At 42.1% G+C, this 22,807-nt stretch carries 18 protein-coding genes; 7 read left to right on the top strand and 11 right to left on the bottom strand.

Annotated features, from left to right (window positions below):
• Positions 1–178: 178 nt before the first annotated feature.
• Positions 179–1,084 carry a DUF350 domain-containing protein gene (locus ACXAFM_RS03635; protein ID WP_474833401.1) on the top strand — a complete coding sequence of 302 codons (906 nt, stop codon included), beginning with the start codon at positions 179–181 and terminating at the stop codon, positions 1,082–1,084.
• Positions 1,085–1,184: 100 nt separating this feature from the next.
• On the opposite strand, the gene ACXAFM_RS03630 is transcribed toward ACXAFM_RS03635, so the two are convergent.
• On the bottom strand, positions 1,185–1,460 hold the full coding sequence (locus tag ACXAFM_RS03630) for a GIY-YIG nuclease family protein (RefSeq protein ID WP_474826958.1): 276 nt from the start codon (positions 1,458–1,460) through the stop codon (positions 1,185–1,187).
• A 97-nt stretch (positions 1,461–1,557) separates the two neighbouring features.
• Here ACXAFM_RS03630 and hldE point away from each other — a divergent pair, with 97 nt between their 5' ends.
• Positions 1,558–2,994 (top strand): bifunctional D-glycero-beta-D-manno-heptose-7-phosphate kinase/D-glycero-beta-D-manno-heptose 1-phosphate adenylyltransferase HldE, encoded by a 1,437-nt coding sequence (hldE, locus tag ACXAFM_RS03625; protein ID WP_474835546.1) that lies wholly within the window; start codon positions 1,558–1,560, stop codon positions 2,992–2,994.
• Between the two features lie 156 nt (positions 2,995–3,150).
• The gene (locus tag ACXAFM_RS03620; RefSeq protein ID WP_474826953.1) at positions 3,151–4,212 is read left to right on the top strand and encodes an XrtA/PEP-CTERM system-associated ATPase; all 1,062 of its coding nucleotides are present in this window, start codon (positions 3,151–3,153) and stop codon (positions 4,210–4,212) included.
• A gap of 64 nt (positions 4,213–4,276) precedes the next feature.
• On the opposite strand, the gene ACXAFM_RS03615 is transcribed toward ACXAFM_RS03620, so the two are convergent.
• Genes ACXAFM_RS03615 through ACXAFM_RS03600 form a run of 4 tightly spaced genes read right to left on the bottom strand, consistent with a single transcriptional unit; the run spans position 4,277 to position 9,116 of the window.
• Positions 4,277–5,965 (bottom strand): TIGR03016 family PEP-CTERM system-associated outer membrane protein, encoded by a 1,689-nt coding sequence (locus tag ACXAFM_RS03615; protein ID WP_474833398.1) that lies wholly within the window; start codon positions 5,963–5,965, stop codon positions 4,277–4,279.
• On the bottom strand, positions 5,934–6,875 hold the full coding sequence (locus ACXAFM_RS03610; protein ID WP_474826946.1) for an XrtA-associated tyrosine autokinase: 942 nt from the start codon (positions 6,873–6,875) through the stop codon (positions 5,934–5,936). The genes ACXAFM_RS03615 and ACXAFM_RS03610 overlap by 32 nt, the downstream gene beginning before the upstream one ends.
• Positions 6,875–8,452, bottom strand: a complete 1,578-nt coding sequence (locus tag ACXAFM_RS03605) for an XrtA system polysaccharide chain length determinant (RefSeq protein WP_474833395.1) — start codon at positions 8,450–8,452, stop codon at positions 6,875–6,877. Before ACXAFM_RS03605 ends, ACXAFM_RS03610 begins: the two co-directional genes overlap by 1 nt.
• A gap of 31 nt (positions 8,453–8,483) precedes the next feature.
• Positions 8,484–9,116: an XrtA/PEP-CTERM system exopolysaccharide export protein gene (locus ACXAFM_RS03600; RefSeq protein WP_474826939.1), complete on the bottom strand. Its 633-nt coding sequence runs from the start codon at positions 9,114–9,116 to the stop codon at positions 8,484–8,486.
• Between the two features lie 149 nt (positions 9,117–9,265).
• On the opposite strand from ACXAFM_RS03600, the gene ACXAFM_RS03595 reads away from it, so the two are divergent.
• Complete coding sequence (locus ACXAFM_RS03595; protein ID WP_474826935.1) at positions 9,266–10,678, top strand: TIGR03013 family XrtA/PEP-CTERM system glycosyltransferase; 1,413 nt, start codon at positions 9,266–9,268, stop codon at positions 10,676–10,678.
• A gap of 4 nt (positions 10,679–10,682) precedes the next feature.
• On the opposite strand, the gene ACXAFM_RS03590 is transcribed toward ACXAFM_RS03595, so the two are convergent.
• Both ACXAFM_RS03590 and prsT read right to left on the bottom strand, forming a co-directional pair.
• A complete protein-coding gene (locus ACXAFM_RS03590) occupies positions 10,683–11,636 on the bottom strand; it encodes a polysaccharide deacetylase family protein (RefSeq protein ID WP_474826932.1) in 954 nt (317 codons plus the stop codon).
• A 17-nt stretch (positions 11,637–11,653) separates the two neighbouring features.
• Positions 11,654–14,422 (bottom strand): XrtA/PEP-CTERM system TPR-repeat protein PrsT, encoded by a 2,769-nt coding sequence (gene prsT / locus ACXAFM_RS03585; protein WP_474833393.1) that lies wholly within the window; start codon positions 14,420–14,422, stop codon positions 11,654–11,656.
• 161 nt (positions 14,423–14,583) lie between these two features.
• Here prsT and ACXAFM_RS03580 point away from each other — a divergent pair, with 161 nt between their 5' ends.
• Entirely contained in the window at positions 14,584–15,453 is an 870-nt protein-coding gene (locus ACXAFM_RS03580; protein ID WP_474826925.1) for an XrtA system polysaccharide deacetylase, read from the top strand.
• On the opposite strand, the gene ACXAFM_RS03575 is transcribed toward ACXAFM_RS03580, so the two are convergent.
• Genes ACXAFM_RS03575 through ACXAFM_RS03560 form a run of 4 tightly spaced genes read right to left on the bottom strand, consistent with a single transcriptional unit; the run spans position 15,447 to position 20,069 of the window.
• Positions 15,447–16,478 carry a GNAT family N-acetyltransferase gene (locus ACXAFM_RS03575; RefSeq protein WP_474826922.1) on the bottom strand — a complete coding sequence of 344 codons (1,032 nt, stop codon included), beginning with the start codon at positions 16,476–16,478 and terminating at the stop codon, positions 15,447–15,449. The two genes, ACXAFM_RS03580 and ACXAFM_RS03575, sit on opposite strands and share 7 nt — an antisense overlap.
• Positions 16,475–17,761, bottom strand: a complete 1,287-nt coding sequence (locus ACXAFM_RS03570; RefSeq protein WP_474833391.1) for a GNAT family N-acetyltransferase — start codon at positions 17,759–17,761, stop codon at positions 16,475–16,477. The genes ACXAFM_RS03575 and ACXAFM_RS03570 overlap by 4 nt, the downstream gene beginning before the upstream one ends.
• Positions 17,758–18,951: a DegT/DnrJ/EryC1/StrS family aminotransferase gene (locus ACXAFM_RS03565; RefSeq protein WP_474826914.1), complete on the bottom strand. Its 1,194-nt coding sequence runs from the start codon at positions 18,949–18,951 to the stop codon at positions 17,758–17,760. Before ACXAFM_RS03565 ends, ACXAFM_RS03570 begins: the two co-directional genes overlap by 4 nt.
• Positions 18,930–20,069, bottom strand: coding sequence for a glycosyltransferase family 2 protein (locus ACXAFM_RS03560; RefSeq protein WP_474826911.1), 1,140 nt, complete (start codon positions 20,067–20,069; stop codon positions 18,930–18,932). The genes ACXAFM_RS03565 and ACXAFM_RS03560 overlap by 22 nt, the downstream gene beginning before the upstream one ends.
• A gap of 167 nt (positions 20,070–20,236) precedes the next feature.
• Here ACXAFM_RS03560 and xrt point away from each other — a divergent pair, with 167 nt between their 5' ends.
• Positions 20,237–21,682: an exosortase gene (xrt, locus tag ACXAFM_RS03555; RefSeq protein WP_474826907.1), complete on the top strand. Its 1,446-nt coding sequence runs from the start codon at positions 20,237–20,239 to the stop codon at positions 21,680–21,682.
• A complete protein-coding gene (locus tag ACXAFM_RS03550; RefSeq protein ID WP_474826903.1) occupies positions 21,682–22,761 on the top strand; it encodes a glycosyltransferase in 1,080 nt (359 codons plus the stop codon). Before xrt ends, ACXAFM_RS03550 begins: the two co-directional genes overlap by 1 nt.
• The last annotated feature ends 46 nt before the right edge of the window (positions 22,762–22,807 follow it).

Here is a 22,807-nt window from a genome sequence, read left to right as displayed (position 1 = left end):
GGATAATAACGATGACTTTTCAGGCCCTTATTAAAATAAATCTGAACAAGTTCGCTGTCATCCTTGTAACCATTTAGCAAGGATGGATGCTGCTGCCCCAATTGTTATTACTATGACAACAATGGTTACAGGAGGGCTATCAGCAAGGAACTTCGTATGTTCAAGGAGCAAAGATAACGTGGAAGCCTTATTAAAACTAGTACCTCTAACGCAGGAACTATTAATTTACCTTGCCATGGATGTGGCAATAGCGTTAGTGCTACTGATGATTATGAAATGGCTGACTGGCGCATTCAGAAAGTACTCAGTAACCGAAGAGTTGGGTGTTAAAGATAACTTTGCTTTTGGCATTAGCATTGCCGGTGGCATGTTGTCTTTATGTATTGTACTGAGTTCAGTAGTAGGACGGCATATAGGCATAGGTTACCAAGAAGCAGCCATTGGCATGGTGACTTTTGGTTTTGTGGGGATTATGCTAGTGAAATTTGGGCGCTTTGCTCACGATAAACTAGTACTTAACAAATTAGACACCCACACAATGATAGCCGAACGAAGCGTGAGTGTGGCGCTCGTCGATGCTGCGAGCCTAGTAGCCAGTGCAATAGTATTGCGCAATATTATGATATGGGTTGATGGCAGCGACATGAATGCGCTGATTGCCATTGTAACGGGTTTTACCGTAGTCCTGACCATGCTACTAGTGATGACGCGGATTTTAGAGTTCAGATACGCTCGGGATAATCAAAATGACTCGTTCCAGGGGGCACTAGAAAAAGGGCAGTTAGCGCTCGCTATCGAGCATAGCGGTAATCTGCTTGGCACAGCTATGATTGTTTCAGCAGCGAAGAACTTACTTATCTACAATCCATCAGGCTATGTGAGTAATGTAACGGGGTGGTTGATTGTGAGTGTAGGTTTGGCTATCGCACTTCACTTGTTGGTTCTAGTGAATAAAAAAATCATTCTTTTTGGTATGAATTTTCGACAAGAAGTGGACCATCAACACAACGTGGGTGTAGCTGCTTTGGGTTTCACGTTAAGCATTGGTAACGCTATGATCATCAATGGTGTTTTAGGTGGCTAACTAAACAACTTGGGGGCTTTTCACAAACTTAGTTCTCAAAACTTTAAACCTTTAGCGCACTAATTAAAGGGTGTTTGGCGACAAATCTGTCGCCGAATACTCATTCTTCAAACGCTGATTTTATACACAACAAATCATTGAGCTGCTTTTTTTGAATGATGCCGTTTTTTTGAGGGCGGCTCATTTGTTTAACCGCATGTTCGAGTTTTGCCGCCTGCGCTTTGTCGGCAACTTCAAAAACAGCCCTTAAGGTTAACGGAGACTTACCTTTAAGGGCCTTTGCGCCACCTTTAATTTCGCCCCTGTGCTGAGCTATTCGACGTTTAGGGTCGGTAGTAATACCCGTATAAATTTGCCCAAGTTTGTTCTCGACCATGTAGAGGTACCAAGGGGGATTTGCGTTTGATTGGTGGGTATTACCTGTGTTGGCTGTTATACTCTGTGCCAATGTACTCAATGTCTAAAAAGTTACTATTAGCATGATATTACCAGATTTTAGCAAAGCGAAAGTGCTTATTGTTGGCGACTTAATGTTAGACCGCTACTGGAGCGGTGGTACTGGCCGTATATCTCCAGAAGCGCCAGTCCCTGTTGTAAACGTTAACAGTTCTGAAGATAGAGCCGGCGGCGCGGCCAATGTTGCGGTAAATGTGGCTACGTTGGGTGCTGAGGTAACCTTGTTGGGCATGTGCGGTAAAGACGAAAACGCCAACATATTAAAAGAGCGATTAGAAACTCACGGTATTTATTGTGAGTTCTTCGAAGTTGATGGCTTCGATACTATTACAAAGCTTAGAGTAATGAGTAGAAATCAGCAGCTTCTGCGCTTAGATTTTGAGAAGAGTTTTGAGGAGGCTGACAAATCAGCATTGGAATTAGCTTTCGATAAAGCGCTAGACAATGCTGACGTTGTTATTCTAAGCGACTACGCAAAAGGTTGTTTAAGCAACCCCCAAGCACTTATAGAAAAAGCACGCAGCAAAAATAAGCGTGTGGTAGTTGATCCCAAGGGCAGTGATTTTGATAAATACGCTGGTGCTACGTTAGTTACGCCGAATATGGACGAGCTTCGGGGTATTGTCGGCAAGATAGATAGTGAACAAGTGCTGGTGGAAAAAGCGCTGTCATTAAAAGAATCGCTGAATTTAAGTGCACTTCTTGTTACGCGTTCAGAAGACGGCATGACATTGTTTGACGGTGACGACAGTGAGTTTCATTTGCCAGCAAAAGCGAAAGAGGTCTATGACGTAACCGGGGCAGGGGATACGGTTGTCTCAACGTTAGCGGTTGCTATAGCCTGCAAGCTACCGCTGCAAGCAGCTTGCGTGCTTGCCAATTTAGCCGCTAGTGTTGTAGTTGGAAAGCTGGGAACCTCCACTGTAACGAACACAGAGCTAGCATTAGCGTTAGGCGAACAGTCGGTGCATTTAGATGGCGGCGTGATGAATGAAGATCAGCTAGAAATAGCGCTTCAAGCTGCTAAAGCTCGAGGGGAGCGGATAGTAATGACCAACGGTTGTTTTGATATTCTGCACTCTGGTCATGTTGCTTATCTTGAAGAAGCTGCACAATTAGGCGACCGTCTAATAGTTGCGGTGAACACTGATGCGTCTGTGACCAAACTAAAAGGACCTGGTCGCCCAGTTAATAACGTTAGTAGGCGCATGGCGGTACTAGCAGGCTTGAGCGCAGTCGATTGGGTAGTACCTTTTGAAGAAGATACGCCTCAGCGAGTTATTGCCCGATTGCTGCCAGATGTATTAGTAAAAGGCGGCGATTACAAAATTGAAGAGATTGCAGGTGGCACGGACGTTTTGGAAAATGGCGGTGAGGTTAAAGTGCTCACCTTTGAAGATGGCGTATCTACTACCGGTATTATAGAGCGCATAACACAAAATAAGTTACGTTAAGTCGGCGGTTGTTTCTAGAAAATATAATACTTCGATAAAAGCGCGTTGTTGGTTACCATATAGGCTAACAGATTAGGAAAAACTAGCGCGCAATTTTAAAAAGACTTTGAGCGTAGGTTTAGAACACATACTTTTAATGGAATAACGGCAAATAGCATGTACGAAAGTTACTATGGACTTAACTCGAAACCGTTTCAGTTAACCCCAGATCCTAAATTTTTCTTCGCAAGCAAATGGCACAAAAGGGCTATGTCTTATTTGCAGTATGGCCTGTCTCAAGCTGAAGGGTTTATTGTGATTACCGGTGGAATAGGTACGGGTAAAACCACTGTTGCAAACAGCTTGCTTGAAGAAATTGAAGATGATATTGCGGCTGCGCAAATTGTTACGCCCAAGCTGTCTCCAGATGAACTTGTAAAAATGGTCGCAGCTAAATTCGATGTACCGACCGAAGGGCGTTCGAAAGCGGACATTCTTAAAGCCCTTGAAATTTTCCTATACGACTTGAATAAAGCGGGGCGCCGTGCCCTATTACTTGTTGATGAAGCGCAAAACCTGCCGCTAGAGACTATAGAAGAACTAAGAATGCTGAGCAATTTTCAGCTAAACGGTAAGCCACTAATTCAAAGCTTTTTGCTGGGGCAAGAAGAGCTGCAACCTATCCTAAAAGCGCCCAATATGGAGCAGTTTAGGCAGCGTATTGTAGCGTCATGCCATCTTGCTCCACTCTCGTTAGAAGAGTGCAAAGAGTATATTGAATATCGTTTACACAATGCGGGGTGGAAAGGCTCCGCGTTATTTAGCGATGACGCACTAGAATCTATTCACATGTTCTCTCGCGGTATTCCCCGAAAAATTAATACTCTAATGGATAGGGTAATGCTTTATGGCTTCTTAGAGGAACTAGAAAGTTTTGACTCCAATGCGGTGAACGAAGTAATTGAAGAAGTGAAAGCCGAGATGTTCGAGCCCGAAACGAGGGGCGAAGAAGTAGCTAAACCCCTGGATTTTGGCGCTCGCTCGGAAAACGAAGCCATTATGACGCCTAAAGGCAATGTTATTCGCGATACCAAGTACTACTTGGATATGTTAACTGAGCTAGTAGACGCTCTAGATGACGCGATCTCTCAGAAGGTGAAAATGACTCAGTATGTAGATAAACTAATGAAGAAAAAGTTTAAGACTTACGTGCGGCTTAAAAGTGATGATAATACCTAACAATGGTGTGGTCGAAGTAACTCTATAGATAATAAGAGAGCGCCTGCAAATCTGAGGCGCTTTTTTATTGGTAGGTATATGTAATTCCTAAGGTTATTTGTCTGTTGGTATAGTTGGCTCCGAAAAAGCCATTCACATTACCAACCCCACTACCGCTTATGAGATCGCCGCTTCTGTCTACGTAATTAAGGCTGGCACTTACTTCTAATGAGCGTCCAAAAGTACGATCGACACCTATTGTAGCATTCCAATTGTCGCTCTCACCATTGTTAAAGGTTTCGGAACGCTGTGCGATATTGGCATAGTTAACACTTGCGTTTAAATTGGTGTAGCTACCAATTTTGTACGCCAAAGATGATCCCAAAGAATAGGTTCGGGTAAGACGGTCTTGGTCAAGCGCGTCATCTTCAGAGTAGCGCCACGACATTGCCAAAGTAACCCTTGAAAAATCGTATCCAATTTGAAAGTTACTGCTTTTACGAACAATGATGTCGTCATTAAATTCAAGGTTTTGCGTGGTAAACTGTACAAACTGTTCATCAGCGTTCGGCACGTAACTTAAACTGTTCGGCTGGTAGCAGCTAGATATGCCAGAAGAGTTTACAGGGCAAACAAATACGCCTAAATTCTCTGGGTTTGCCAATAGCCTGCTTGTATTCGTTACGTCTTCTGAATAACCAAACGATGTTCTAAGGTACTTAGAGTTGTAAGTTATATTGGCACCAGCAGTTTCACCAAAAAAGCGTCGACCATAATTAGCTTCAACGCTTGTGCGTGGGCTCAAAGCCCACTGTAATTCCAAACCCATAAAGGTTTCGCCGTCATCGCTTTCTATATCTGAATCGGTAGTGTTAGCAGTAATAGATATGTATCTGTTAGCGCTTTGCCTATACGTTAAACCAGCGCCATAAGAATTGAATTTGCGCACTAAGCTGGCAGTGTCATTTCTGTCTGATACTTGGTTACCCTCGTGATTGCCAGTAACTCTCAGCGCCCAGTTTTCAATAAAGTGGATGTCTAAAAAGCCAGAGGCATTTCGCGATATAAAGTCGCCTTGAGACGCCGATGCTCTATCGGTGTCTTGAAAACTGCCCGATACATTCCAAATTAAGTACTTGGCTTGATCGCCGTTAAACAAACTACCAGACAGTTGGTAAGTATCATTATCCAGGGCAAAACCGTCATTCAAGGCGTTTCTTTCTGATGCAACATCAGAATAAGACGCCTGGCCAGTTCCACGTATCCAGTCTCCCTGAGCTAGTGAAGTAGATACGCCAATTCTATTTGAACGGGTTTTGACAAGCGCGTCAGCGTTGGTAAAAAAGTCTGAGACTAAAAAGTTACTCGCCTGCGCGTTCTGGTAACTAAGCGCCCCAGAGGCTTGAAAAGCTAATGCTTCGTCAAATGGAGCCCAGTTTGAAGAGTAACTGTATTCTCCATAAGTGTCTTCGCGACTAAGGTCATTGTTGTCACGCTCAAGATGGGTCAACTTTCCCTGCCATAACCCATTAAACGTGCGCGATTGGTAAGCTGCGTTGACACTAGGGGTAACCGAAAGTGTGGTAAACGAAATGGTTCCGTTTTCTTCAGATTCTACGTCTTGAAAAATGCTCTCTGCGGAGGCATTTGCTGTAATGTCCAACTTCGCATGTACTGAAGTGCCGCTTCCAAGTAGTAACGTGCCAATAACACCGCATAGCGGCTTTATGGCACAGCGATACTTAATCTTTCCGTTCTGAGTAATAGTACCCATAATATCCGCTTCCATCGGTGTCATTGTGTACAGATTTGTTCACTACAAATCCTATGGCCATTTCTGGATTCAATCGCTCCACAGACATTCTAATATCGCCCATTTTCGCTTTACCTTCTTCTACGACAACAACAGCTTGGCCCGCGAAATTAGCCAAAATCGCACTCTCATTAATACCAATAAGAGGGGGAGTATCGAAAATTATAATGCGATCAGGGTATCTATTAGCAAATTCATTTACGGTGTCATGCATCTTTTGACTTGCAAGCAACTCTGTAGATAAATGGTGCGACTTTCCAGCGGGAATTATTTTGAGCTTGTCGATGTTGGTTGGATAAAGTACATCTGAAATATTCTCAACATCACCTGTTAAATATTCCATCAACCCTTTGCGACGTTCTAATCCTAGAGTATTGAGAACATTTGGTCTTAGAACATCAGCGTCAACAAGAAGAACAGTTTTATCTTGCTCTGACGCTATACTCATCGCAAGGTTGGTTGCAGTAAACGTTTTTCCCTCCGAAGGGCGACTACTGCTTACCATTATAATATTAGGGTTATGCAGCGTTTTTGAAAGCGCACCAAAAGCGTTTGCTAAAAGCTTACGTTTAATCTCGCGGTATTCTTCATTTATTTGATTTCTCTCTCCGTTTAGCGAGATATGTCCATTCTTTTCCAAACGTGTAAAGTCTATGACGAACTCGTCGTGGGGAGATTTTTTACTAGCAATTTTATTTTCTTCAGCAACAACCCTATCAACTGAAAGCCCCTCAGATTCTGGTATTTCAGTTGAAACGTTGGACTCACTAGCAACGCTCGAAGGCTTTGCATCTTTGACCTTATCTTCAACAGTACTGTTTTGCGTTGCTTCTTTTTGTTTTTGAAGTGCCTTTTCAATAGTGTTCTTCATTAAAAGAGACCTCCAATCAAATCTAGTAAATCTACATTTATGATTTCAGCTGCGATTAAGACGCCATACATTACTAAAATAGTACCGCTTGAAAGAAGAAACACTAAAAGGCGGTTTCTATTAGTCTTGCGAATCTGTTCAATGTTTAAATGTGTTACCGTACCCCAAATAGGGTAATCTGAAACGTTAAGCAACTGATTTGGCCTTATTAAAATCGGGTTAAGTTGACTAACGAAATATGCGACAGCAATTCCTGCACCAAAACCTAATAATAAAACAGCGGTGTAAAAAATAAGCCTGTTTGGACCAGAAGGGCGCTTCGGTAAAAGCGGCGGCTCTATAATTCTGAACTGCAAGTCTTCGGCTGACACATCGGCTCTTCGTGATAAGTCTGCAGATTCACGGCGAGAAAGCAGTTCTTCGTACTTTTGCTTTGTAACCCCGTACTCTCGATTAAGCGAAGCTGATTCAGCTTCAATTTGAGGAATTAAGTCGACTTTGCTTTCTAGCTCAGAAATTTTCCGTAGTAGATCTGTTTCTTTTACCTGAAGAGACGCTATTTGACTTTCAAAACGGCTAACCTCAAGTTTAATTTCGCGGTTCAATTCAGATAGAGGTTGATTTTTTTCATCCTTTTCTGAACTAAGAAATGCCGCTATTTCTTCATCTCTAGACTCTTCCAGACTTTTTAAAAGTGCTTTAGTTTCAACAACGTCAGGGTGTAATTTCGTAAAGCGTAAGGAAAGCCTGTCGAGCTCTTCTTCTAGCGCTCGAATACGGTCGTCATAGCGAGTGCGAAGCACTGGTTCATCTTGGTTAGTCACGCCAAAACTATCACTGCGCTTAACTCCACTAATTTGCTTTTTAAGCGTTTCGACCTGTTGCTGAGTTTGCTTTATTTCAAGGCGAGTGGCGCCAAGCTCGTCATTCAGTTTTTGCAAATTTACGTAATATGAACCTGCGAGAGGCAGAATGTCATTGTACTGGCGTTTGAAGTTCGCAAGGCGCCGTTCGGCTTCCGAAAGGCGAGACTCATATTCAGCAATTTGCTCATCCAAGAAACGCCCTGCAGTATCCGTATCTTTTCTGTTACTTCCAAGCGAGCCTTCCACAAATAAGTCTAGTGTTTCTTGCACTACTTTTTGCGCAACAGAAGGCATTTCGTGAGAGAACGAAATGTTGTATATGTTGTCTTTTCCCGTCCAAGATAGTTTGATGTCTTTTGTCAGAGTAGTAACTAAAGATTCAAATTCATCTTCGGTTTTTGTTGTGATATCAAGATCACTTTCCCTTGCAATCTTCTCCACATTACTCCTACTGAGTAATGTCTTAGCCATCATTTCTATTTCTTGATTCGGATTACTTTCTATTGCAAGTCCGCGAAGTAAAGGCTGCAATACTGAACGAGTGTCAACAAATACCTGTGCTTTTGATGAATAGACGTCCGGTAGGCTCGCGACATATAAAAAGCCAATAGGGCAAATGAGCCATGATAAAATAATCACATAGCGCTTCTTAATCCAAACTCCTTTAATATGATCAAGAAGTTGAATTAGCGTTTGTTGTAAGTCCTGCATGTTATTATTTAGTCCGTTTACTACTCTACAACTAGAACCAGGCTTCTGGAATAATCACTATATCGCCCGGCAGCATATCGACATTTTTAGAGATGTCACCGTCTCTTATAAGGTCGTCTATGTCGACTTCAAAAGTCTTTTGCGCACCATCAACAACTCTCACAAGTTTAGCACTGTTTCCGTCGGCAAACTCAGTAAGCCCACCCACGGCTATCATCAAGTCAAGCAGAGTCATATGTTCAGAATAACTCACCGCGCTAGGATTTGTAGCCTCTCCTATTACGCGAACCTGTTCACTTAATGGACCAGTAAAATTGTTTACGCTAACTGTAACTCTTGGACTGTTTATATAAGTAGACAGTTGCTCTTCAATTTCTCGGGCGAGCATTGTCGGTGTGCGGCCCGCGACATCAATATCTTCGACCAATGAAGTGGTTACTTTTCCGTCAGGGCGCACAATATAGTTGCCTGAAACCTCTGGATTACGCCAGACGAAAATTGTTAAAGAATCGCCGGGACCAATAAGGTACTGGTAGTTATTTACGTCTGTTGTTAAAGATGGGCGAGTGGTTGCTTCGGGCAACGCCGATGTATTACTACAACCGTTAAGACCAACAATTAAAATAGGGGCACAGCATGTGATTAGCGTTTTGAAGCGAAACATAAGAGATCATCCTACACTCATTATGGTTAATATATGGCTTTTGTCGTTTACCCTACGGGAAATGTAACTATAATGCCAATATCAATTGTAGTCTATTGGAATAAATCCCTTTATTATGGGAAAAACGCCACAGTTTTAGGGAGCCAAGGGTGGCAGTAAACAAGCGCAATCAAAATAAACGCTCAAACATACTGGTGATAACAGAAGCGCTGCTCATTGCTTACATGGGCTATATTTCTCACTTTATACTCGTGCAAATCGGAATGTCGCCAAACGCTTCGGTTGAAAAGCTCATTATAAATGTTGGAATGCTTACAGTTTCAATATTGCTTTGCTCATTGTCTGTCGGCCTATACGAAGCCAAGTTACGAGAAACTTTTCGCGGTATTATTCGTCGCATTTTTGTGAGTGTGGGTCTTAGCTACTTTTTAGTAGAAGTTTTAAGTCGCGCTTTTTTCGATGACTTAGTCATGGACTCGTACTTCTTACCTGCTTCGGTATGTTCAATAATTATAACTTTAGTGGTGTTTCGGTACTTTACCAATCGATTAGGGTTATTAGGCTTGGGGAAGGTGCGTATATTGGTACTTGGTGCAGGTGAGCGTGCTTCAATTATCGAAAAGCGCATGCGTAGAGACGTCGATCGAATCGGGTTTGATCTCGTTGGGTTTATCCCAATTCCCGGCGACAATCGTGAAGACGGAATTAAGAAAGAAAAAGTAATTCACCTTAGAATCGATGATAATTTTCAACAGTTTATTGTTGATAATGAAATAGAAGAAATCGTTATTGCTTGTGACCAAAGACGAGGAACGCTACCTGTAGAAGTGCTTTTTGATTGTAGACTGAGAGGCATTGAAGTCACTGAGCTATTAGATTTCATGGAACGTGAAACGGGTCAAATTGTGGTTAACCTGATGTACCCTAGTTGGGTTATCTATTCCAACGGTTTCCAAAGTCAAAACTACTTAAGAGATGCTTTGGATTATACGCTTAATGCGATACTAGCATTCTTCATCTTCCTCTTCGTCTGGCCAATAATGCTCGTGACAGCATTGACCATTTATCTTGATGACGGTCGTCGAACTGGCGTTTCTGTTTTCTATAAGCAAGAGCGGGTAGGTCTTAATGGTAAGCTCTTCAAGATAATCAAGTTCAGAAGTATGCGCCCTGATGCAGAAAAAGATGGGGCAAAATGGGCGAGCAAAAACGATGATCGTGTTACTCGGATTGGTTACTTCATTAGAAAATATCGAATTGATGAATTACCTCAGCTTTTGAATGTATTTAAAGGTGAAATGGCATTTATTGGTCCAAGACCAGAAAGACCGCAGTTCGTAGAGCAACTTGTGCGTGAAGTGCCTTATTATAACCAACGACACAATGTTAAACCTGGCTTAGCAGGTTGGGCTCAGCTTAACTACCCTTACGGCGCTAGCGTAGATGATTCAATGGAAAAACTAAAATTTGATCTTTACTACGTCAAACATCAAAGTTTGCTGCTTGATATGTTAATCTTAGTGCGTACGGTGGAAGTTGTTCTATTCGGAAAAGGGCGCTAGGCCCTTACCGAATTTTTTCAAACCAAGATGTATATCTAACGCACAAAGATTCAGAGTGTGGCATTCCGATTCTTGGTAAATAAAATGGATCGGTGTTTGGTCCAACATAACCTGGGGATGCGGTTACCGCGCCAGCATAATTACACTCCTGAAGAATATTTTTAGCTGCTGGTTGAATGTCTTCAGGCAGGCCAACAGGGTAACAGAATATATCTGATGGATTTGCAAGGTGCTTCTTAAGCGTTCTAATGCTGGACTCAGCTTCGAATAGTATATCAGCTTCTGAAAGCGTTGAGAGTGGTTGATGACTCACTGAGTGGGAACCAATTCTAAGACCTCTCTTTTCTAACGCTCGTAGGCTGTCCCAATCGCTTGCTTCAAAGCCATTAGTTTTTTCAATGGCACCGAATTCTTTAACCAACTGTTCAAATTTTGAAAGGAAAGAGAGGCGTTCCGTCTTCGATAATCGTTTCGCATGAGCAGACAAGGCGTGTCGAACAGAGCGCCTATTGTTGTCGTCAACTATACCAACACCCTTTAATTTAAGCGCGTTTAAATCGGTATAATGACCTCTAAGTTGGTTTAGGCCCGAGGCTAGTCTAGCATCCCAAGGAAGTAGCTTGGAATCAATAAGGCTCGTTACTACAAACAAAGTAGGTTTTGCGCCTAACTCAAGCAATTTAGGTATCAAAAAGTCGGCTTGATCTCTATAGCCATCATCTATTGTGATGCAAACATAGTTCTTTGATGTAGAGAGTTTTTTTCGTAACTCTAATACCTCGTCTAAATAAACAAACTCGACACCAGCGCTTTTAAGCCGCTCGATAGTGCGTAGGATTAGCTCAAGATTAAAGCCGGTTAAGCCATGATCGCCTTCCAACCTGTGTAAAGTAAAAATAGTAAGCTTCGCACCACAAATTGAGCTAACGAAACGGTTTAAAATCCTATTTGAAAACATATCGTCACTCGATGTCGCTATGAGCCACTAGACACCTCGACCAACAGGTGTTGGAGTTCAGCTTGTTGCCGCTCGTTTGCTGGCTTAATATCATCTATGATTCGTTTTGCTTCTTCAAGATTACGACTCTCAATCAGTAGATTAGCATAATGTATAGCGATTTCTGGTGAATCATCTAGTGAATAGGCACGGGTCATGAGCTCTAGGGCTTCTTTACTGTTCCCTTTGCGCTCAACAATATGCGCAAGCGTATCAATAATTGCCGGGATATTAGCATCAAGAGTAAGCGCTGACCTAGCCACGTTTTCCGCTTTGCTCAAATCTCCTGCTTCGAAAAGCAGCCAAGCATAATTGTTAGCAGCAATTAAATTTGTAGGGTCATATTGTAAAACTCCCTCATACTGCGCCATAGCTAATTTGGGGTCTGAGTAGAATACAATGTTAGCCAATAGGTTGCGCGTATAAACATCTCTAGGATAATCAGTGACACGCTGCACCATAAAGGACTGTAATTCTTTTTGTCGATTTAGGTCGCGCAGGCACCTAATTACACCGTTTGAATTAAACTTATTCGGAATTATTTCATAATAATTTAGCAAAGGTTGAATCGCCTGTTTACATCGATTTTTCATAATATCAATGTGGGCCTGCAACCCCAACCCTGATATAGAGTTTCGAAAACTCTTGGGCAGTTGGTTTAGTTCAAATTGAGCACGAGATACACTTTCCAGTTCCACTAAACGCTTCACTTCCAATGCTCGAATGCTTATCTGTTCTGGGTATTTCAACAAGGCGTCTTTGAGTGTTTGCGAATACCTTTCAGTGTTGCCTAACGTGTCATAAAACCCCAAAAGAGCGAGTGTGGCAGTTTCGTTTTTGGATTCTCTCCGATGCCATTCTAACAAGGTTTTCTCTGCTTCGGTGAGCATACCTAAGCGCAGTTGAGACTCGGATAACGTTAAGTAGTAGTCAGAACGTTTGACGCTTTCATCCGTTATTTTATTTAGCAATTCTGGAACTCGTCTCAGTTGGTCAGGCATATACTTTAACAATGCCATTGCTAAGGTGATTTTCAAATCATCAATTTCTGGATTACTAGAGACAAGGGTATCCAAAAATTGTATACCATCTGCCAAGCCATCATTAGTTGCATATACAGAAAATAGTAAGGTTACGCCTTCTTGGTATTCAGGCTTTTGATTGGCGAGTGGAATTAGTAATCTTTTTGCTTCCTCACTATTTCCTTGTTGTAGCTCAAATTGAGCTTTGTACATTAACGCTGCCGCGTTCAAAGGGTCGATAGTTAGTGAAGATTCATAGCTTTCAAGCGCGGCTTTAACGTTCCCTAAACGTGACTCTGCCAATCCAATCGCATTGTAGCCTAAAACAGCGAGTTCTTTGTTACGGTCAATGAGCTTGCTTCCTAGTGAGCGTAATCCGTCGTAGTCTTGAGATACTAAATAGCTTTCGATGATTGTCATAACTTCATTGGAAGACAAATCTCTGTTTTCTATTGCTTGCTCAAGATCCTTCACTCCAGTGAGATCACCCAGCTCTATTTTTAGCATGCCAATATCGGCAAGAATTTCTGGATTTGACTGGGGTAAACTAGCAAGCTTTTGGAGAACATCTTGTGCTTTCTCCTCTTGGTTGTCTTGACTTAATAAAATCCCTAAAGAGGTTAACAGTTCGGCATCAGTATTTTTAAGTTGCGTAATATTTGCGAGGGTAGAGTGCGCTTCAACAGTGTAGCCAAGGTGCAATTGTGTCAGGATGAGTAACCTTAAAGCAGGGTGATCTGAGGGGAGCGATTTAGCGACGCTCTTCAAATTTCGGTACGACTGCTCATAAAGTCCTAATTGGTAATTGCTAATACCGAGAACTACCTGTAAAACTTCAGTTTTAAGGCCGCTCCTAACCGCTACGTCGCCGTATCGCTTTGCACTTTCATAATTACGCTCTTGAAATTCTATTACGCTTAGAAGCTGATTGAGGTAACCGTGTTGGCGAGTTATTTGTAGTAGCTTTAATACTATTGGGCGCGCCTCTGAATATTTTCCTGCTCTGATCAGTGTACTAGCCAAAAGAAGTTGAGCTTCATTTGAATCTGGAAGAGACTCAACATACTGCTTAAATACCGTTTCAGCTGTCGTAAAATCTCCCGCCGTTAATGCTAACTGTCCTTGCAATAACAGCGCTTCGGCAAAGTCAGGTTGAAGCGTTAACAACTCTTCTAGTAGCGCAATAGCTTCACTGTTGTTTTCTTGCAGAGTTTCCAGATAGGCATCACTCAATCGGGAAAATGCCAACTCATTGCCTATTTCTGTTGCCTTTGCAAAAGTGCTTTTGCTCTCTTCCATTCGATTTAGTGCACTGAACGCTATCCCTTTATAAACTAAGAATCGAGACAGTTGAGCATCACTTAACTTAGACTCATTAACGGACATTTCAAGAACTGATTCATATTCTGCTAGGCGCAAATAAACAGCCATTAAGTCAAGGGTAAGGTCTGGGGTTGTAGCCCCCAATCGAAGTGCATACTCAAGCTCTTTTTTGGCAGCAGGGAAGTTACCTGTCTTGGTAAATTGCTGTCCTAGAAGTGTTCGTGCAGTAAGGTTGTCAGGATATTCAACCAATAGATTTCTTAGCTCTATTCTTGCTTCTTCAGTTTTACCTGCATCTATTGCAGCGTTGACTTCGGCTAATGACGCTTCGATATCGAGCGGAGGTTTGCATCCTGCTAAAGAAAACAAAAAAAACAATACACCAATGGTTCGAACGTGCATAATATGTCCTTGTAATACCGTTACCTAATTTAACCTAGCCTTTGAGCTTGCGAACTAGTTTTTCCTTTTCTCTTTCAGCGAAATGATATTCAAAGAGTTAAGCGCCCATGCTACCTTGTTTTAGTAATCGTAACTCAATTGGTAATTAAAAAGTAGATGATATGGCAAAACTTAACGCGATGACAGTAGATGTGGAAGAGTACTTTCAGGTCGAAGCGTTTGCAAATGACGTGTCTATAGACACTTGGGCTTCTTATGAGTCTAGATTGCACTTCCAAATGGAGTCGTTATTGACGGTATTTGCCGAAAAAAATGTGAAGGCGACCTTCTTTACACTCGGTTGGATTGCGAAAAAACACCCCCAAATTATTGCCAAAATTGTAGAAGGAGGCCACGAGTTAGCGAGTCATGGGTTTATGCATCAGCATATTTCTAAACAAGACAAGGTGAGTTTTTCGAATGATATTGTACGCGCTAAAAAAACGTTAGAGGATATTTCAGGCGTTGCTATTAAAGGTTACAGAGCTCCGTGTTTTTCTATTTCGGCAGAGAATAATTGGGCGCATGATGTTATTGCCGAAGCTGGCTACATATACAGTTCCAGTAGTTACCCCATTAAACACGATTTGTATGGCGTACCGAAAGCTCCTAAGTCACCTTATTGGCTTGTGAATGGCCTACTTGAAATACCGGTGACAACTTGTACTTGGCGAAACAAAGTATTTCCTGCGGGGGGCGGTGGCTACTTCCGTTTATTACCATTTGTACTATTCGACATGTTATTCAAAAACTCAGACCATCAGGCTGTAGCCAACTTTTATACTCACCCGTGGGAGTTTGACCCCGAACAACCGCGAATAGCCAGTAGTCTTAAATCCAATTTTCGTCATCGCGTAAATCAATCTAGTGCTTTGCAAAAGCTGAAGAAACTTTGTGATCGGTATGAATGGACAACTATGCAGGATGCGTATTTGGGTGCAGAACATCCTCACTATGGTAAATGGGAATGCGTGGCTAACGGCGACTATTGATTGCGTTTTGCGTAAATTTTGATTAACCAAGCCGTAATAATGTTGATTTTACGAGGTAAGCATATTAACCCATTCTCGATATTTACAGTGTTTGACCAATCCTTTTTGTATTCTTCGTCACCCCGCAGGAAGTCAATATTGCTAGGGTTACTATGTACCGCAATAATTTCATTTAAAAGAATTATACCTACCGAAAACTGTCGGAAATTGTCATCGTTTGCGAGTAAATAATATTGTAACGTCGAATCGCGTAAAAAGCCTAAATGCGCCGCAGCGGGCAAACCGTCAATTGTCACTACAGAAAGGTGGAGTGATGACTGATAAGTACGTAGTAGGCGCTTTACCGAAGTGCGGTTTTTTGCTGCAGTCAGTTGGTTTGGGCCAAAACGTTTTGCGTTTTGGTCGAGTATCCAATCAATCAATTTTTCATCATATGCAGTATTAATTAAAATCTCGTAATTGGCGTGTTGCGCCAATTTTTTTCGGCGTCGTTTTGCTTCGCGCAATACTTTACTGTTTAGCGGAGCTGCATCACTCTTGTACTGCGAATGGTGCCAGTGGTTGAAGGCTATATGCTCGCGAAAATAGCGTTTAGCGGATAGGCAGCATTGCCGCAACACTGAGCTAGGATAGTTAAATATCAATGGCAAATTTGCGTATTCTGACTCGGCTAATTTGGATATGCAGCGTTGGAAGAGAGTGTATGAATCTTCTGATGGTGCGAAAGTGAAATTTTGATAATCGGTAAATGCACTGCATAAATGCTGTAGACATGGAATCTTCAGCTTACGGCTCATGTTTTGTTGCACAAGAGGTAATATGGCGACGCAGCGATCAAGATCGTAAACGCACACAACAATTACAGTCCTGCCTTTTTCCGTATGCAAATGAGCCTGATTTAAGCACCAGAAAAAACTATCGAAAGGGTGGCTGTTGGCCAATTTCTCTAACGCTATCCAATCATTTTTTAGTTCGGTAAGTGACTGTATACCAACGCTTATTTTTGTTGAAAATTGGTTGTTCATGGTAATTGTTTAGCGACAAACGGCCCTATTAAGCGTGTTACCCAAACTGGTAGACGCTGCCAAGTCGCAATAGCGAGCTTGAATTTGGGATTGTCGGGATTCAAACCACCATCTGCATTAGTATCGTCTTTTCCTATCGTATACCAATAGTGTTGAATTGGTTTCGAACCCCATTGCTTTTTAAATCGGTAGGTGCCTTCGTTATAGGTAGAGCGCCCAAAATCAAACCACGAGCAGCCCTTTGTTACAGCAAATGCCAATATCTGGTCATACATCCACATATTTATATTCATATGGTTGACCTTTTTTAACGTTGAAGCCCAAGGGATCTCCATTACGCTGTTATTTTGAATTAAAAAGCCAGTTGCAACGGGCCGTTCAGCGAGGTAAACAACACACAAATATGCGTGGGCGGGGATAGCTTCAATCAGAGACTCAAACCAAGCTTTTTCATACAAAGGCGTACCGAGGTCTCGCATATTGGTCGATAGCACATGATAAAAATCATCCAATAGCTCGCTACCACCAAAAACAACTGAAGGGGCAAACTCGTTGGCTTTATTGACCTGTGCGCGTACTTTTGCGCCGAAAGACTGACGTAACAATGCTTCTGAGTGCGGTAGTGGCAACACCATTGATACTTTTTTACAGTTGCTTGGTCGCTTTTTAACTTGAGTTAGAGTCCGTATTTCCGCATATTTGAGAGACATGTCTTTAACGACTTGCTCACCAAAGGTAAGCAGGCGTTCAAACACATTTGAGTAATCAGTCAACGGCCCGCCGTAGTTAAAATAAGGTTGTGAAATCGCAAAATGACCGAATAGCCGCGTACGCATTACGGTTATTGGTAAACCTCCAAGAATTTGCCCAGATTCGTTAAGTGCAAGCAGTAGTTTTGTTTCATTAGTAGAAGGTTGTCCGAGCCAATTAAAAATAGGTTGAGTATGATAGATGCTCGAACGCTCTTGAGTCTTTTGCCAATCCCAGAATAAAGCTAACTGCTCAGCATTAGCGATACATACGCTAATTGCGCCAGTATATGTTTTTGTTGGCGCCGTAAATTGAGGCGCCATCTTTTTTTCTTCGCTATTTTGTTCTGGTGTCTTGCTTAATGCTTTTAACTTTTCTTCTAATGACCTCACCTGACAACTGATTTCTTGCATTTTTTCAAGAAGATTATTGTGTTCAGGACTTCCTTTTATGACACACTTGAACTGTTTAGAAATAGTGCCTTTTTGTACCTTGACCTGTTTTAATTTGCGTTTGATCTCACTCGGTGTCATAGCGAAACTCGTTCTGTCAGCTTATCTTTAAATTGCGCTAGAACACGGTGCATTATAACTTTATGTTTTTCTTTAACGCCTGAGTGGGTAGGTAAGGTTACTAAGGTTTCCGCCAAGCGGTCACTAACTGGTGTTGGCATAGGTCGTTCAGATATTGCAGCAATACCTGGTATATCATAAAGTGCGCGCTTATACATAGCGGTTGCAGTTATTCCCTGATTGATACACTTGGCAACAAGCAAATCACGGCTCTTGATATTGTCGACCAAGAGCGGCAAACGCAATAAGCGTTGTGCCTGATCAGACCAAGCACACGGGCCTATTTCACTGTAACTAGTTGCGGTTGCTAACGGTGATTTTAAATAGTTTATGATGGCAGGGGTTACCAGCGAGCGTTTAAAACTCTCAATTCGTTCAATACTATCTAATTGGTGATACACAGTAGAGCCTATATCTAAACCAGGCACTCGAGTTAGCGCCCCGTATAGAAAAGGCTGCATTAGTGCATTAAAAAGGGCACTTTTTGCCCGAAAACCAAGCGGTGTTGATACTGGTACATTGGTGTCGCTAAATCCTTGCGATGTTCGTGATAACAACATACCTCCACCCATCAAGTTGACGGGCTTACCGCGCCCAAAAGAGGTCACTATAAAATCGCTGTAAGAACATTCAACTGGAAGTTGGTAATTTCCTATATTGGTGAGATTGGACTGCCGGCTGTGAGCGGTTGTCGCTTCGGGAAACCACTGCGCATCATCTTCTATAATTTTAACATGCTTAGGTAGAACGGCTTTAATTTCGCCAATTGGCATAGAAATACCAAGCAGGGCAGGGCAGATTATTGCTACTGCTTTTTCTGCGCACGCTTTCACATGAGCTAGATTGAAGCTGTATTTCTCTTGAGTGAGATCAATAATCACAGGGTTTGCACCAGCGTAAACAACTGCTGCAACTAAATCTGGGCACCCATAACCCGGAAGTATTACGTCACGCCTTGTTGGCTCTGTTTGTACTGCAATCGACATTGCGATGGCTTTAGCTAATGCAGCAGTGCCAGATTGATAATAGTCACAATGAAAACCAGGAACATGAAATACTGTTTTATCAGATATAGGTTGTTCTAATGCGTACCTGACAGGTGTTCCAACCGGAGGTAACTGACGCCAATTCATCGTGCCGAAGGCTGCCATACAGTCATGCGCTTTCCGGATAAAAATTTAATACCGGCTTCAAACAACGCAATGTTGACTTGTGTGAAAAAATAAATAATTTTGATAACGCCAATGTCCTGCAATTTTGGCAGCCAATGAGCCAGTAATGCTGTTCCATAAAATGCAATTTGTGCGACAAAGGCTAACGTATAAACGGTATGGCCTGTTTGCATACAGAAAGGCGTGATAATAAAGAGAGCTATTAGTGACCAAGGCACAGTCCAGCGTAATAGTTTGTGGCTCACTACCTGAAATGCAAACCAGCCGTATTTAAACGGATTTAATACTTCAGGATGCCTTTTTAAAGCTGTCATACCTCTTATTACCGTTCGGATTTTTCGGTTGTATTCCTTGGTGGGATCTGCCAAATCTGTGTAATAACCCAACACGTCTGGTGCAGTGACTGCCTTTAGCCCCAGAGAAGCGCTGTTCAACGCTGTATTAAAATCGCTAGGTGAGTGAATATCCCATTTCTGACATACTTCATGGCGAGCAGCAAAGAAGGATCCACTTAAACCAACTAACCCAGCCAGTTGGGATTCTTGTTTGCGCAGCCACATCTCGTATTTAACATAAGCACCTTCGCCAGCGACCTTTCCCTCTTTGCTAATGAAGCGATCTTCACTGGAAATAGCACCTATTTCGCTATCATCAAAGTAATGAGCAAGTTTGGTCAAACCGTCAGGCTCTATTTTTGTGGCTACATCAGAAAATACAATAATACCCTCACCAACGGTTTTTATTGCTTGTAGCTGTGCGTTTTCTTTACCTAGACGCTCAGTGGCTCTGACTAGCTGAACACCTCGCTCAGCAAACGAACTTACAATACTGTCTGTTTCATCAGTACTGTTGTCAGACGCTACGATAATAGTGAGCTTTTCTTGGGGATACTCGAGCAGCATTGTGTTATCAAGTTTTTCGCCAATTCTATGTGCTTCGTTGTGAGCAGTAATAATTAACGTTAACGGCGGCAATTCACTGTTTTTATCTGCAGATTTGGCAGACGGGTAAGCGAGTACTAAAGTTTTAATTATTAATGGATAAACAAAGTAACTAAACACCGAGAGAAGCGCTAGTAGCCAAAATACGAGTTCCATGCAGTTCTGCACCTGAGTTTTATGTTTTCGCTAGCACTTTACAATACCATGAATCAGCCATGCAATGAATTATCTGAAAAAGTACGTAGATCAAGGGCTATAAGTTTGATTTAATGTAGCCAAAACTGGAATTTGTTCACAAATGATATGGAAAGGAAAACAGGTTTATGCCCTTTAATCGTTGGGCCTTTGGATTGGTCGTATTTCTTTGTTTAGGTGTAGTTAGTTGGGCCTATCAGGAAACGTTTCTGTCACTACACAATATTTGGACTGAGAATAACCATACGTATTCACATGGCTACGTACTATTGGCTTTCTCGCTCTATGCGTTGTATATAGACCGACGCTGGTTAGTTCCTTCCCCATCTTTTTTGGTTTGCCTATTTGGGCTTGCTATTGGCGCGGTTTGGTTTGCCGCGGTGAGTGTTCAAGTGCGCCTAGCACAACAGATGCTTGTTCCCTTCATTCTTTTCTATTTACTGATTTCGATTGTAGGGTTTAGAAATGCGTTGAAAGCAGCAGTTCCCGTGTTTTCTTTGTTTCTTGCAATTCCTGTAGCTGATTTTTTTCTCGATCCTTTGCAAGACTTAACTACTTTCATTGTATCTATTTTCGTCCGTTTATCTGGTATCACCGCGTTTATCGATGGTTATGATATTCATTTACCTTACGGTGTAATGCGCATTGCAGATGGTTGTGCAGGCTTAAATTACATGCTGGCAGGCGTTTGTATGGGCGTTTTTTACGGATATTTAAACTTGCAAACGTGGCGCCACAAGGTATTCGCCTTGTTGTTAATCGCAGTATTTGCATTAATTGGAAATTGGATACGTGTATATCTGCTGATAATGATTGGCTACTATTCAGAAATGCAAAGTAGCCTAGTACATGAACACGGCTTCTTTGGCTGGGTTACGTTCGCTATACTCCTAGCCATATACTTCTTTCTGATGGAGTGGTTCACGCGTAAATATGCCAATAACTCACCTGAGGCTGAGACTCCTAAATTAAAGCAGTTTACCGCACGCAATTATGTTGCTCTGGCTCTGGCCGTTTTTACCTTAGTTCTTTTTCCCCTGTACAAAAGCGTCCAAGCCAATAAATCTTTAGTTGTAGAAGAATTTCAAGTTAATGTTCCCGACGGTTTTGCTGTGCAGTCAAACGACTGGTTTTCTGACAAAGGCGTTAGTTTCATTGGCAGCGACTTCAATGCCGTTTATTTAAAACCGTTGAGTCAATCAGCGGCAACGCTATTTGTGTCTAGCTATATGAACCAAGCTCAAGGCAAAGAGTTGATTTACTTTGCTAACACTGTCGGTAATGAATTAGAGAATGTAACAGTTATAAGTGGTGAGTTGGGCCCTGTTAACATTGCCCAAAAACGCAAAACTGGCGGTTATGTATTGTGGGTATTTAAAGTAGCTGAAGACACAGCTACAGGTGACTTACAAACTAAGCTGTTGCAGTTAAAACATTCGCTTAAGGGTGTGCCATCATCTGCACTCGTTCTTCATATTGACTGTAATAGACAATGCGATAAAACAGTATCTCAGGCCGAACTCGAATTCTACGCTGACATGTTGTACTCGATTTCTGTACAAGTGGGCAAATAATGCGAATTGTGCATATTGCTTCAGGGGATAAATGGGCCGGTGCAGAAGTTCAGTTGTTAACTTTAGCCTCGAATCAAGCGCTTACAGAAGATGTTCACGTGATTGTGCTCAACACTGGCGACCTTGAGCAGCGATTGAAACAGAAAGGTATCGATGTAGCTGTTTTTGACGAAACTAAATTTAGTTTTGCTGATTTATTTCGCAAAATAAGGCGTCATTTAACGCTGCTTAAACCTAATATAGTGCACACACATCGGCAAAAAGAAAATATCCTTGGTAGCCTAGCGAGCTTTTTTGTGCGGGATGCAGTCTGTGTGCGTACAGTGCACGGTGCACCGGAGTTTAAGCGCAATTGGAAACAAACTATTCAACATAAATTAGATAACTTTTGTGGTAGTAGGCTTCAATCTGCCGTTATCGCAGTATCGAGCGATCTGGCTAACAAGTTAAACCACGATTTTAAGCTTTCACACATTCACGTGATTGAAAATGGAATAGACCCTTCTGAAGTTCATCAGGCATTGAGTGTAAGTGAGTTTAAGTTAGCATCACCAAGCAAACTTAATATAGGTTTTGTTGGACGAGTTGAGCCAGTAAAACGCATAGACTTGTTTTTAGCGGTGGCAAAACAGTTAGTTGGTGAGAATAAAGGTGACTCTGCATACAGGTTTCACGTGTTTGGCGATGGTAGTGAACTTTCCACAGCGAAAAAAATGGCTGCTGAGCTAGGTATCTTAGCGAGTGTTGAGTTTTATGGTCACAGGAGTGACATTGTCGCTTGTATGGCTAAAATGGATGCTGTGTTAATGCCTTCTGATCACGAGGGGCTTCCAATGACCGCGCTCGAATGCTGTGCATTGGGTGTGCCGATAGTTGCGCATCGTACGGGGGGCTTGGTCCATCTATTAACCGCAAATTTCCCAAGTGGGCTTGTTGCAGAACACAATGCTGATGCTTACGCTGAAAGGTTGCTAGACGTGCTGCAACAAAAAACTAGACCTCTTTTTAGTATGCAGTACTCAGCAAAGAATAACGCCGTATCAATGCTGAAATTGTACAAACAACTGCTCAACAAATAATACCATTCCGTATAGGTAATTACCTGCTCAGCGAGAGCTATAATGT

It is taken from the genome of Alteromonas sp. ABD4_190 (assembly GCF_056160105.1).
This window is presented reverse-complemented; position numbering and strand designations above follow the sequence as displayed.